This window comes from Aestuariibius insulae (assembly GCF_040783535.2).
GTDB lineage: Bacteria > Pseudomonadota > Alphaproteobacteria > Rhodobacterales > Rhodobacteraceae > Aestuariibius > Aestuariibius insulae.
This window is the reverse complement of the sequence record NZ_JBFONW020000002.1, coordinates 392906-404855: the sequence shown is the minus strand read 5'-3', so window position 1 is coordinate 404855 and position 11950 is coordinate 392906. Positions and strand designations below refer to the sequence as shown.

The window sequence follows — 11950 nt, the reverse complement described above, 5'->3', positions numbered from 1 at the left end:
TATGGGGGCGTGACACGACAGTTTCCGAGTGCGCCTGACAGTTGGAATCGCGGCACCTGAATGTTTGCGATCAAATGGGAGGATTATATGAAAACGACCTATCTGGCCGGTGTGGCCGCTTTGTCTCTGAGCGCGGGCATGACCCATGCGGCGGGCCATCTGGAGTTCGCTCCGGGTGACGGCGACTTCAACTGGGACAGCTACACCGCCTTCGCCGACGCCAATGATCTGAGCGGTCAGACGATCACCGTCACCGGTCCCTGGACCGGGCTCGACGCCGAGAACGTCGAAAAGGTTCTCGCCTATTTCGCAGAAGCGACCGGGGCGACCGTCAACTATTCGGGCTCCGACAGCTTCGAGCAGGATATTGTTATTTCCGCCCGTGCAGGATCGGCGCCCAACGTCGCCGTCTTCCCCCAGCCGGGCCTCGCCGCCGACATGGCCTCCCAGGGTCTTCTGACACCTCTGGCCGACGGCACGTCCGAGTGGATCGCCGAAAACTACGCGGCCGGCCAATCCTGGGTCGATCTGGCCACCTATGCAGGCCAAGACGGCGCCGAAAGCCTCTACGGCTTCTTCTACAAGGTCGATGTGAAATCTCTGGTCTGGTACAACCCCGAAGCCTTCGACGAAGCGGGCTACGACATCCCCGAGACGATGGAAGAGCTTAAGGCCCTGACCGACCAGATCGTCGAGGATGGCGGCACCCCGTGGTGCATCGGCCTGGGATCTGGCGCCGCGACAGGCTGGCCCGCGACCGACTGGGTCGAGGATATGATGCTGCGCACCCAATCGCCCGAGGTCTATGACCAATGGGTCGCCAACGAGATCCCGTTCAACGATCCCGCGGTTGTCGCCGCGATCGAGGAATTCGGGTATTTCGCCAAGAACGACGACTATGTGAACGGCGGCGCCTCCGCAGTGGCCAATACCGACTTCCGCGACAGCCCGACGGGTCTCTTCTCGATCCCGCCGGAATGCTACATGCACCGCCAGGCCTCGTTCATCCCGACCTTCTTCCCGGAAGACAGCGAATCCGACTTTTTCTACTTCCCGGCATACGCAGAGCAGGATCTGGGTCAGCCGGTTCTGGGTGCAGGCACGCTCTGGGCGATCACCAATGACAGCGACGCCTCGCATGCACTGATCGAGTATCTCCAGACGCCGATCGCGCACGAGACCTGGATGGCGCTGTCGGGCTTCCTGACACCCCATAGCGGCGTGAACACCGATCTCTACGCGACCGACACCAACAAGGCGCTCGGCGACGTTCTTTTGAACGCCACGACCTTCCGCTTTGATGGATCGGACCTGATGCCCGGAGAGATCGGGGCAGGGGCCTTCTGGACCGGCATGGTCGACTACGTGACCGGCACCGATGCCGAAACCGTGGCGACCGGGATCCAGGACCGCTGGAGCTCGATGAACTAAAGACAGATCCCGGCCTTCTCTTCAGGGGAGGCCGGGACACCCGCATTCCGGAGGAGAATGCGCGCCAAGAACAGGACGCCCCGGACCAACCGGAGCGCCAGCCAACATCCCGGGAGGAGCCCCCATGTCACCAATCGTGCAGGGTCTGATCACCATCATCGTCGGCGTGGGCGGGTGTGTGGGTTATTTCTTTCTCTCCAACCTCGTCCTCGACAAAGTGATCTTCCCGCCCCGGGGCGACGATGCGGGCCGCAACATCAACCGCGCCAACATGGTCCGGCCCTGGCTCTTTCTCTTTCCCGCGCTCTTCGCGCTCGGCCTCTACCTCGTCTATCCGGTGATCGGCTCTTTCGTGCGCTCGCTCTACAACCGCTCGGGCGACGAATTCATCGGCTTTGGTAACTACACGACCATGTTCGCCGAAGAGGGCTTTCAGACCGCGTTCTTCAACAACTTCCTCTGGGTGATCTTCGTGCCCGCCGCCTCGACCTTCCTGGGTCTGCTGGTGGCGCAGCTCACCGACCGGCTGAGCTGGGGGAACATCGCCAAATCGCTGATCTTCATGCCGATGGCGATCTCTTTCGTGGGTGCCTCGCTGATCTGGAAATTCGTCTATGCCAACGATCCCGATGTCGGCATCATCAACGCGATCCGCTTCGCCCTTGGCGCGTCCGAGCCGCTGGACGTCCTGCAGCTGTCCTTCTGGAACAACTTTTTCCTGATGGTCATCCTCGTCTGGATCCAGACCGGCTTTGCCATGGTCATCCTCTCGGCCGCCCTGCGCGGCATCCCCGAAGAAACGGTCGAGGCCGCGATCATCGACGGCGCGAACCCGTTTCAGGTCTTCTTCAAGATCAAGGTCCCGCAGATCATGGGCACCATCGTGGTGGTCTGGACGACGATTACGATCCTAGTGCTCAAGGTCTTCGACATCGTCTACGCCATGACCGGCGGCAATTTCGATACCGAGATTCTGCCCAGTTACATGATGGATTACATGTTCCGCGACGACGGGCGCGCCACCGCGGTCGCCTTCGTCATCATGATTATCGTTCTGCCCGTGATGATCTGGAACATCCAGAACGCCCGCAAGGAGATGCGCTGAGATGGACAATATCGCCGGCACCAAATCCTCGCTCTCCATCGTCACCAACCTGTCGGTGGGGTTCCTGGTCCTCCTCTGGCTGATCCCCACGATCGGTCTGCTGGTCTCGTCCTTCCGCGACCGCGACCAGATCACCGAAAGCGGCTGGTGGCGTTCCTTCTCGGCGGTCGAACAGACCTTCCGCATCCGCGCCGACACCGAAGACGTCCGCCGCGAGGGCGATCTTTACGTGATCGAAGGCAACATCTTCGCCGCCGACGAATTCACCGAGATCGAGGGCAACCAGCTCGACACGATCGCAGGCTTCGGCGGCACCTCCCGCGATCCGCAAGGCACCGAGCCGGGCGAGACGGCAGAGCTTTCCCGCGACCGGACCCTCACGGTGCAGGAGAATGGCGACTACCGCTACTCCTCCCCTGAAGAGATCGACCGCGAGCCATCGATCTACTTCGCGGCCCAGACCCCTCCGGATTTCAGTCTCGAGAATTACGAGACGATCATGAATTCCGACAATATGGACCGCGCGTTCATCAACACGCTGACGGTCACGATCCCGGCCACGATCATCCCGATCCTGATCGCCGCCTTCGCGGCCTATGCGCTCGCCTGGATGGACTTCAAGGGCAGGGGGCTGCTGATCGCGCTCGTCGTGGGCCTTCTCGTCGTCCCGCTACAACTGGCGCTGGTGCCTATGCTCACGCTGCACAACCAGATCGGCATCGGGCAGAGCTATATCGGCATTTGGCTCGCCCATACCGGCTTTGGCCTGCCGCTCGCGATCTATCTGCTTCGAAACTACATGGTCGGCTTGCCGCGAGACATAATCGAAAGCGCCAAGGTCGATGGCGCCACGGATTTTCAGGTCTTCACCAAGATCGTCCTGCCGCTCAGCTTTCCGGCGCTCGCCTCATTCGCGATCTTTCAGTTCCTCTGGACGTGGAATGACCTGCTCGTGGCCAAAGTCTTCTTGCCCTCGAACTCCGAATCCTGGGTCATGACCGTGAAGATCGCCGATGATCTGCTCGGATCGCGCGGGGGCGACTGGGGCATCCTTGCCGCCGCCGCCTTCATCTCGATTGCCGTGCCGCTCATCGTGTTCTTCACCATGCAACGTTATCTCGTCCGCGGCCTGCTCGCGGGATCGGTGAAATAGGATAAAGCTCGAATGAACACGATGGAGCAGCCCGTCAGGGCCGGCATGCAGGTCGACAAGGATTGGTGGCGCGGCGCCGTCATCTACCAGATCTACCCGCGCAGCTATCAGGACAGCAACGGCGACGGCATCGGGGACCTTCTGGGCATCGTCCAGCGGCTGCCCTATATCGCCTCGCTCGGCGTCGACGCGATCTGGATCTCGCCGTTCTTCACCTCGCCGATGAAGGATTTCGGCTACGATGTCAGCGATTATTGCGACGTCGATCCGATGTTCGGCACACTCGCCGATTTCGACGCGGTGATCGAAACCGCCCACCGCTTCGGCATCAAGGTGATGATCGACCTGGTCCTCTCGCATACCTCTGACCAGCATCCCTGGTTCGAGGAAAGCCGCCAGAGCACCGACAACCCCCGCGCCGACTGGTATGTCTGGTCAGACCCCGACCCCGACGGCACGCCCCCTAACAACTGGCTGTCGATCTTCGGCGGCCCCGCGTGGCAATGGGATGCCCGGCGCGAGCAGTACTACCTGCACAATTTCCTCGTCAGCCAACCCGATCTCAACTTCCACAACGAAGAGGTGCAGACCGCGCTTCTGGCCTCCACCCGGTTCTGGCTGGATCGCGGCGTCGACGGCTTCCGGCTCGATACGATCAACTTCTACTATGCCGACAAGGACCTGCGGGATAATCCGCCCTTACCGCCCGAAAAGCGCAACGCCAATATCGCGCCCTCGGTGAACCCCTACAATCACCAGGACCACGTCTATTCCAAGAACCGGCCCGAAAACCTCGATTTCCTGCGCAAGTTCCGCGCGCTGCTCGATGAATACCCCGCCATCGCTGCCGTTGGTGAAGTGGGCGACGCCCAGCGCGGTCTCGAGCTGCTCGGCCAATACACTGCGGGCGATCAGTTCGTACAGATGTGCTACGCTTTCGAATTCCTCGCCAAGGACGAGCTGACCGCGACCCGCATCGCCGAGGTCTTCGGAGAGCTGGACCACGTCGCGCAAGAAGGCTGGGCCTGCTGGGCCTTCTCGAACCACGACGTTATCCGCCACACGACCCGCTGGAACCTCACGCCCGCCGCGCACCGGCTCTATATGACGATGCTGATGTGCCTGCGCGGCTCCGCCTGCCTCTATCAGGGCGAAGAGCTGGGCCTGCCCGAGGCCGATGTCGCCTTCGAGGATCTGCAGGACCCCTACGGCATCGAGTTCTGGCCCGAATACAAAGGCCGCGACGGCTGCCGCACGCCCATGGTCTGGGAATCCTCGAACCAGAATGGCGGCTTCACGAATGGCGATCCCTGGCTGCCGATCAGCCACGATCACCTCAACCGCGCCGTCGCCTTCCAGGAGGACGATCCCGGCTCGATGCTGCACCACTACCGGCGGGCCATCTCGTTTCGCAAGGCGCACAAGGCCCTGACCAAGGGCACCCATGAAGGCGTCTTCTCCTATGGCGATATCCTGCAATTCACGCGCACCCACGAGGATCAGACGATCTTCTGCGCCTTCAATCTCAGCGACACACCGTCCGTCCACGGCATGCCCGCGGGCGACTGGATGACCATAGGAGCCGAGCTGGGAGGCGCGGCTCCGTCGCCGGATCACAGACTGCATCTGGGGCCCTGGCAGCCCTGCTTCGCGCTCAAGCGCGACACATAAGACCACGAACGGGAGGAACCGATGGCCGATCTCAAGCTCACCGATGTCGCCAAGACCTATGGCGGCACGGTCGACGTGCTCAAGGACATCAATCTCGACATCAAACAGGGGGAGTTGATCGTCTTTGTCGGCCCCTCCGGCTGCGGCAAGTCCACGCTCCTGCGCATGATCGCAGGGCTCGAACAGATCACCGGCGGCGAGCTGCAGATCGACGGGCAGGTGGTCAACAACGTGCCCCCCGCCCAGCGCGGCATTGCGATGGTGTTCCAAAGCTACGCGCTCTATCCGCACATGACCGTGCGCGACAACATGACCTTCGCGCTCAAACTGGCCAAGAAGTCGAAAGAGGAGATCGACGCCGCCGTCAACAACGCGGCCCGCATCCTCCAGCTGGAGCCCTATCTCGACCGCCTGCCCAAGGCGCTTTCAGGCGGCCAGCGCCAGCGGGTCGCCATCGGGCGCTCCATCGTGCGCGACCCCAAGGTCTACCTCTTTGACGAGCCGCTCTCGAACCTCGACGCCGCCCTGCGCGTCGCCACCCGGATCGAGATCGCCCAGCTCAAGGAGAGCATGCCCGAAAGCACGATGATCTACGTCACCCACGACCAGGTCGAGGCGATGACACTGGCGACCCGCATCGTGGTTCTGGCCAACAAGGGCATCGCCCAGGTCGGCTCTCCACTCGACCTCTACGAACGTCCCGAGAACGAATTCGTCGCCCAGTTCATCGGCTCTCCCGCCATGAACCTGCTCGCCGGAGAGATCGTCAGCACCGGAGAGGTAACCGGCGTCACCGTCCATGACGGGCAGGGGACGATCATGACCAATATCCCGACGGTGGACAGCGATATGGGCCAGCAGGTCAATGTCGGCATCCGCCCCGAGGATATGATCGAAGCCGAGGGCGACACCTACGCCTTCTCCGGCAAGGTCGACATCGTCGAGGCCCTGGGCGAGGTCACGCAGCTCTACTTCGAGGCGCCCAAATCCGATACCGACACTGATACGGTCATCGCCAAGCTGCCGGGCATCCACACCCAGATGCGCGGGCAAGAGATCCACCTGACGGCCCGCCCCGAAAAGGTGCATCTCTTCGCCAATGGCCGCTCGCTGCTCTATCGCTAGGCGATGCCCGCCCCGCGCAACCGTCTGAAATCCGCCCTCGCCGAAGGCCGCATCCAGCACGGGCTCTGGCTGGGTCTGGGCAGCCCGACCGTGGCCGAACTTGCAGGCGGCGCGGGCTTCGACTGGTGCCTGATCGACGCCGAACACGGGCCCAATACCGTGCCCACGATCCTGCCGCAGCTTCAGGCGCTCGCCGCGCAGGATTGCCCCGCCGTGGTCCGCGTGCCGACCGGAGAAGACTGGATCCTCAAGCAGATTCTCGATCTGGGCTGCCAGACCGTGCTCGTCCCTCTCGTGCATGGCGCGGATGAGGCCCGCAAAGCCGCCGCCGCCGTCCGCTATCCGCCCCAAGGCGTACGCGGCATGGGCGCAGCGCTCGCCCGCGCCTCCGATTACAGCCGCATCACCGATTACGTGGCGACAGCCAATGACCAGATCTGCCTCATCGTGCAGGCCGAAAGCCGCGCCGCGATCGAGGCGATCGACGACATCGCCGCCACGGACGGCGTCGATGCCGTCTTCATCGGCCCCGCCGATCTCTCTGCCGATATGGGCTATCCCGGAGAGCCCGAGGCTCCCGAGGTCGAAGAGGCGATCGATCACGCCATCGCCCGCATCACCGCAGCCGGAAAGGCCGCCGGCATCATCACCTTCGATCCGAACCGCTTCGCGGAATACGAAGGAAAGGGCGTGACATTCTTGGGCGTCGGCGGCGACACCACGATCCTGTCGTCGGCCCTTCAGGCCCTCAGGGGACAGATCGGCTAGAGCGGCCAAATTCTTCTAGAAGAATTTGCACCCCAGAATTTTCTAGAAAATTCTGCTCTTCAAAACCTTCTTGAAGGTTTTGGCCCCTCAGCACACGATCCGCAACGCTGCGCCCGAACAGCTGATCACCACATGCTGGCCGCACTCGACCATGTGAAATCCCCGCCGGCGCACCTCAAGCTCGAGCGCATCCATGCCGACCTCCCGAAAGACGTCCCGCTTGGAGCGCTTCACCACGCCCCCGCTCAGCGCCGCCTGGCTTCGAAAGATCTGATCGAGCCAATCCCGGCCCACGGGTTTGAGATAAGTCTGCCGCATGACCTTTCGTTACGGCAGGACGGTTAACCGAACCCTAAGCGCGCCTGCGCCGCCGCCCGTCCCGCCGTCCGCCACCCGCCGCTGCCGCCTGCGCGGCTTCGGGAAAGGGCACGCCTTCATCGACCTTATCGAGCACCCGCGAAAACCCGATCCAGGTCCCGCCGCCCGCATCGTGGTTCATCAGGTAGTTGGCCGCGCGCACCGCCTCCATCTCGACGGCCCGTACCGGGTTCATGATCGCGCTCGTCATGCCCGCCCCGATCGCCATCGTCAGGAAGGCCGAGTTGATCCCGTGCCGATGCGGCAGCCCGAACGAGATGTTCGACGCCCCGCAGGTCGTATTCACCTTCAGCTCGTCGCGCAGCCGCTTGACCAGCGAAAAGACCTGCAAGCCAGCGGTGCCCATCGCGCCAACCGGCATGACCAGCGGGTCGACCACGATATCATGGGCCGGAATGCCGAAATCGGCTGCCCGCTCCACGATCTTCTTGGCGACGGCAAAGCGCACATCGGGATCCTCGCTGATCCCGGTATCGTCGTTCGAGATCGCCACCACCGGCACGTTGTATTTCTTGACCAGCGGCAGGATCGCCTCCAGCCGCTCCTCTTCACCCGTCACCGAATTGAGCAGCGGACGCCCCTCGCTCATCTCCAGCCCCGCCTCAAGCGCTCCCGGCACACTGCTATCAATGCAGAGCGGCACATCCACAACGCCCTGAACCAGTTCGATCAACTGCTTCATCAGCGGCGGCTCGACAAAGTTGTTGTCCGCATAGCGCGGATCCTCGGCCATCTTGTTCTTGAAGACAGCGCCCGAATTGATGTCCAGCATCGTCGCCCCGCAGGCGACCTGCTCCACCGCGTCCTTCTCCACGGTCGAGAAATCCCCGAGCTCAAGCTGCGCGGCCAGCGCCTTGCGCCCCGTCGGATTGATCCGCTCGCCGATCACGCAGAACGGTTCGTCGAACCCGATGATGGCGGTCTTGGTCTTGGACTCGACGACGGTTCTGGTCATAGGGCACTCGCTGTTGCAGCGGTCTCGGCCGCGCCATGGACCCGGGCCCAATCGGCGCTCGCCGTGATCCCGCCAAGGGGGAAAAGGTGAAGGTGCGTGATCGCGAAATCCGGATGGGCGGCACGGTGGGCGGCCAATTCGCTGACGAAGTCGATGGGCTCATAAGGGGTCAGCAGCTTGGTGACATCCATCGCCCGCTTTTGCAGAACCGACAGGGACGGCCCAACGCCGCAGGCAATCGCGAACTTGATCAGCGTCTGCAGCTTGGCCGGTCCCGCCACGCCGATATGCACCGGCAGATCGATCCCGGCGGCGCGCAAGCCCGTCGCCCAGGCAATCACCGGACCCGCCTCGAAACAGAACTGCGTCGTGATCGCCATCTCGGCATCCGTGCGCTCCGAGAACGCCTGCTTCCAGCGCAGCGCCTCGGACACCGCCGCATCTCCGCCACCCGGATCGATATCCCGATTGCCTTCGGGATGGCCCGCTACATGCAGCCGTTTGAACCCGGCGCGGTCAAAGCAGCCGCTCTCCAGAAGCTCCATCGAATTGTCGAAATCGCCCGCGGGCGCACCGATCCCGCCGGCCAGAACCAGCGCCTGATCGACGCCGGCCTCGCCCTGATAGCGGGCGATCCAACCCTCGAGCGTGGCGCGGTCCTTGATGATCCGCGCCGGAAAATGCGGCATCACCTCAAAGCCCTCGCCCGCGATCCGCTTGGCCGTCCCGACCATATCCTCGATCGGCGTGCCTTCGAGATGCGCGATATAAACCCGGGTGCCCTGAGGCAGCAGTCCGGCAAAGCTTTCGATCTTGGCCGCCGTGCGCGGCATCACTTCGATCGAAAAGCCCTTGATGAACTCCGGCAGCTCGGGCTGCACCGGGGCAGGGCGCTCCACATCGGTCTTCCTGAACTTCAAAAATGCCATGCGGATCCCTTTCGCATCGGTCTCATGAGGCAGCCCATCCGTCGCCGTCGATCAGCGCCTTGATCCGGCCCGTATCGTAATGGGCCTCGATCCGCGCCGCCGCATCCTCCACGGTAAGCGGAGCGTCCCCGGGCAGATCCACCGGTCCCTTGCGCCATTCGGCGAGATACGCATCCGTGCCCGCCGCCCCGCTTTTCATCGCGGCGCGGTCAATCGCCTGTTCGAACCGCTCGGGCAGAGGCACCTTCGCCGCCCGCCGTCCCGATCCCGCGATGACCTGCGCCGGTATGTCGCGCCAGTAGACAACGGTGATCTCGCTCATGATTCCCTTCCTCTGGTTTCCTAGTCCTATCCGCTGAACCGGGCGCGCCGTGGCCCGATATCGACACGCCACCGAGGCAGAGCGACCTTTGCCCGCTCCGGCATGCCAGCGCGGCCTGCAAAGATCCACCTTGCGGCAGATGAAAGTCTCTCATGACGATCCTGAGCCGGTCAGCTTTCAGGCCGCGACGGCTTGATCGAACGGCGCGAGTGACATAGTCTTAATTTAACTTGAAATGGAGGGCGCGACGATGGCGCCCAGGCGTCCCGACAGCGCGGGCGCATTCCCGAAACCGGTCGAGAGCCCCGCGCCGAAACAACCTGACCCGAACGCCCTCTACGCGGCGCTCGATCTGGGAACGAATAGCTGCCGCATGCTGATTGCCCATCCCAAGGGCAGCCAGTTTCATGTCGTGGACAGCTTCTCCAAAAATGTGCAACTGGGATCGGGGCTCGAGAATTCGGGCCGCCTCAGCCGTGCCTCCATGGGCCGCACGATCAACGCGATCCGTATCTGCCGCCAGAAGCTCAACCGCCACAAGGTCAGCCGGATGCGCCTTGTCGCGACCGAGGCCTGCCGCCGGGCCGCCAATTCTGCCCAGTTCATCGATCAGGTCCGGCGCGAAACCGGCCTGACGCTCGACATCATCGAACCCGAGGAGGAGGCGCGCCTGGCCGTCATCTCCTGCGCGCCGCTCGTCTCCACCAAGACCGAGCAGCTGCTCGTCGTCGATATCGGCGGCGGCTCGACCGAACTGGTCTGGATCGACCTGACCAAGGTTCCCAAACCCGACCGCCCCCGCGCGATCATGCGGCTCCATTCCGGCTTCCGGCAGGATCCGGGGCCCTTTCCGGCGGCCAAGGTCGTCGACTGGATCTCCGTCCCCTTGGGCGTCGCCACGCTGCGCGATCAGTTCGCCGATGTGGAGGACGACACAGGCCGCTTCGCCCTGATGAGCTGGTTTTTCGAGGAAAAGCTCGCCGATTTCGCCCCCTACGCCTCCGAGCAGGTGCGCGAGGGCTTCCAGATCATCGGCACCTCCGGCACGGTCACGACCGTCGCCGCCTCCCATCTCGGCCTGCGCCGCTATGACCGGACCAAGGTCGACGGGCTGCGCATGACCTCTGACCAGATCGACACGGTGATCTCCAACTACATCTCCATGGGCCCCGCGGGCCGCCGCGCCGATCCGCGCATCGGACGCGACCGCCAGGCGCTTATCATGTCGGGCGCCGCGATCCTGCAAGCGCTCATGCGGCTCTGGCCCACCGACCGGATGTCCGTCGCCGACCGAGGCCTGCGCGAAGGTCTGCTCTATGCCCAGATGTCCGCCGACGGCGTGCTCGAGGACGGCCCCTACTAGTCCCGCACCAGCAGGTAGGCTCCGGCCCCGATCATCAGCCCGCCCGACGCGCCCTTGAGTGGCCGCTCCAGCGCAAACCGCCGCGCCAGCCCCGACGCGCGCCCCGCACCAAGCGCATAGGCCACCTTCACCCCGCCCACGGCCAGGACCGTGATCGCCACGAGGATCCACACATCCGCCGCCGTCAACGCCGTCAGATCCAGAAAGGCGGGCAGCAAACTGGCATAGAAAAAGATCGCCTTCAGATCCCCAAGCGTCAAAAGAAGACCCGACCCAAAGCTCGCCACCAATCCCCGCGCCCGCACCGGAGGAGGGACTACCGCCGCCGTCTCCCTCAGGCTCCGCAAAAGCCCGATCCCGAACCAGATCAAATACCCCGCCGCAAGGTATTTCAAAACCGCAAAGACCGCCCCCATCTGCTCCGCCAAAGCCGTCATCCCCAACACCGCCAGCAGGACAAACACCAGATCCCCCGCCACAACCCCGAGCGCCGCCGCCACCCCGCTCCGAACCCCTTTAGAGCCCGACTGAGCCACCACCAGCAACACGCTCGAACTCGGCAAAGCCGCGAGGGCGATCATGACGCCGAAGAGAGCCAGCACGCTTGCGAATGTCATTATCTCATCCTCCAACCGGCTGTCATGATCGCTTGCGAATGCCCCGTATCCTGTATCGCACCGTCCGCGATCGTCAGGCGAAGGCTCGCGACAAATCCGGACACGAACTTTACCTGATCTCGGCAAACACGCC

12 protein-coding genes are annotated in these 11950 nt (G+C 63.4%); 7 read left to right on the top strand and 5 right to left on the bottom strand.

Annotated features, from left to right (window positions below):
* Positions 1-87 precede the first annotated feature (87 nt).
* The 6 genes from AAD018_RS08290 to AAD018_RS08265 all read left to right on the top strand — a co-directional run bounded on the left by AAD018_RS08290 (position 88) and on the right by AAD018_RS08265 (position 7253).
* On the top strand, positions 88-1431 hold the full coding sequence (locus tag AAD018_RS08290) for an ABC transporter substrate-binding protein (protein ID WP_367315026.1): 1344 nt from the start codon (positions 88-90) through the stop codon (positions 1429-1431).
* A 124-nt stretch (positions 1432-1555) separates the two neighbouring features.
* A complete protein-coding gene (locus AAD018_RS08285; protein WP_367315025.1) occupies positions 1556-2536 on the top strand; it encodes a carbohydrate ABC transporter permease in 981 nt (326 codons plus the stop codon).
* A 1-nt stretch (position 2537) separates the two neighbouring features.
* Positions 2538-3689 carry a carbohydrate ABC transporter permease gene (locus AAD018_RS08280; RefSeq protein WP_367315024.1) on the top strand — a complete coding sequence of 384 codons (1152 nt, stop codon included), beginning with the start codon at positions 2538-2540 and terminating at the stop codon, positions 3687-3689.
* 12 nt (positions 3690-3701) lie between these two features.
* Positions 3702-5360, top strand: a complete 1659-nt coding sequence (locus AAD018_RS08275; RefSeq protein ID WP_367315023.1) for an alpha-glucosidase — start codon at positions 3702-3704, stop codon at positions 5358-5360.
* A 21-nt stretch (positions 5361-5381) separates the two neighbouring features.
* Positions 5382-6485: an ABC transporter ATP-binding protein gene (locus tag AAD018_RS08270; protein WP_367315022.1), complete on the top strand. Its 1104-nt coding sequence runs from the start codon at positions 5382-5384 to the stop codon at positions 6483-6485.
* Between the two features lie 3 nt (positions 6486-6488).
* Complete coding sequence (locus AAD018_RS08265) at positions 6489-7253, top strand: HpcH/HpaI aldolase family protein (protein WP_367315021.1); 765 nt, start codon at positions 6489-6491, stop codon at positions 7251-7253.
* Positions 7254-7340: 87 nt separating this feature from the next.
* On the opposite strand, the gene AAD018_RS08260 is transcribed toward AAD018_RS08265, so the two are convergent.
* Genes AAD018_RS08260 through AAD018_RS08245 form a run of 4 tightly spaced genes read right to left on the bottom strand, consistent with a single transcriptional unit; the run spans position 7341 to position 9837 of the window.
* On the bottom strand, positions 7341-7571 hold the full coding sequence (locus tag AAD018_RS08260; protein ID WP_367315020.1) for an N-(5'-phosphoribosyl)anthranilate isomerase: 231 nt from the start codon (positions 7569-7571) through the stop codon (positions 7341-7343).
* A 34-nt stretch (positions 7572-7605) separates the two neighbouring features.
* Entirely contained in the window at positions 7606-8586 is a 981-nt protein-coding gene (locus tag AAD018_RS08255) for a methyltetrahydrofolate cobalamin methyltransferase (RefSeq protein WP_367315019.1), read from the bottom strand.
* On the bottom strand, positions 8583-9515 hold the full coding sequence (locus AAD018_RS08250) for a methylenetetrahydrofolate reductase (RefSeq protein ID WP_367315018.1): 933 nt from the start codon (positions 9513-9515) through the stop codon (positions 8583-8585). Before AAD018_RS08250 ends, AAD018_RS08255 begins: the two co-directional genes overlap by 4 nt.
* 22 nt (positions 9516-9537) lie before the next feature.
* Positions 9538-9837: a virulence factor gene (locus AAD018_RS08245; protein WP_367315017.1), complete on the bottom strand. Its 300-nt coding sequence runs from the start codon at positions 9835-9837 to the stop codon at positions 9538-9540.
* A 250-nt stretch (positions 9838-10087) separates the two neighbouring features.
* Here AAD018_RS08245 and AAD018_RS08240 point away from each other — a divergent pair, with 250 nt between their 5' ends.
* Positions 10088-11200, top strand: coding sequence for a Ppx/GppA phosphatase family protein (locus AAD018_RS08240; protein WP_367315016.1), 1113 nt, complete (start codon positions 10088-10090; stop codon positions 11198-11200).
* Here the strand turns inward: AAD018_RS08240 and AAD018_RS08235 are convergent.
* A complete protein-coding gene (locus tag AAD018_RS08235; RefSeq protein ID WP_367315015.1) occupies positions 11197-11817 on the bottom strand; it encodes a LysE family translocator in 621 nt (206 codons plus the stop codon). The genes AAD018_RS08240 and AAD018_RS08235 overlap by 4 nt on opposite strands.
* Positions 11818-11950: the final 133 nt, after the last annotated feature.

Bases quoted from the DNA above. Each gene is read 5' to 3' on its own strand.
- AAD018_RS08290 (WP_367315026.1), top strand. From the start codon at position 88: ATGAAAACGACCTATCTGGCCGGTGTGGCCGCTTTGTCTCTGAGCGCG.
- AAD018_RS08285 (WP_367315025.1), top strand. From the start codon at position 1,556: ATGTCACCAATCGTGCAGGGTCTGATCACCATCATCGTCGGCGTGGGC.
- AAD018_RS08280 (WP_367315024.1), top strand. From the start codon at position 2,538: ATGGACAATATCGCCGGCACCAAATCCTCGCTCTCCATCGTCACCAAC.
- AAD018_RS08275 (WP_367315023.1), top strand. From the start codon at position 3,702: ATGAACACGATGGAGCAGCCCGTCAGGGCCGGCATGCAGGTCGACAAG.
- AAD018_RS08270 (WP_367315022.1), top strand. From the start codon at position 5,382: ATGGCCGATCTCAAGCTCACCGATGTCGCCAAGACCTATGGCGGCACG.
- AAD018_RS08265 (WP_367315021.1), top strand. From the start codon at position 6,489: ATGCCCGCCCCGCGCAACCGTCTGAAATCCGCCCTCGCCGAAGGCCGC.
- AAD018_RS08260 (WP_367315020.1), bottom strand. From the start codon at position 7,571: ATGCGGCAGACTTATCTCAAACCCGTGGGCCGGGATTGGCTCGATCAG.
- AAD018_RS08255 (WP_367315019.1), bottom strand. From the start codon at position 8,586: ATGACCAGAACCGTCGTCGAGTCCAAGACCAAGACCGCCATCATCGGG.
- AAD018_RS08250 (WP_367315018.1), bottom strand. From the start codon at position 9,515: ATGGCATTTTTGAAGTTCAGGAAGACCGATGTGGAGCGCCCTGCCCCG.
- AAD018_RS08245 (WP_367315017.1), bottom strand. From the start codon at position 9,837: ATGAGCGAGATCACCGTTGTCTACTGGCGCGACATACCGGCGCAGGTC.
- AAD018_RS08240 (WP_367315016.1), top strand. From the start codon at position 10,088: ATGGCGCCCAGGCGTCCCGACAGCGCGGGCGCATTCCCGAAACCGGTC.
- AAD018_RS08235 (WP_367315015.1), bottom strand. From the start codon at position 11,817: ATGACATTCGCAAGCGTGCTGGCTCTCTTCGGCGTCATGATCGCCCTC.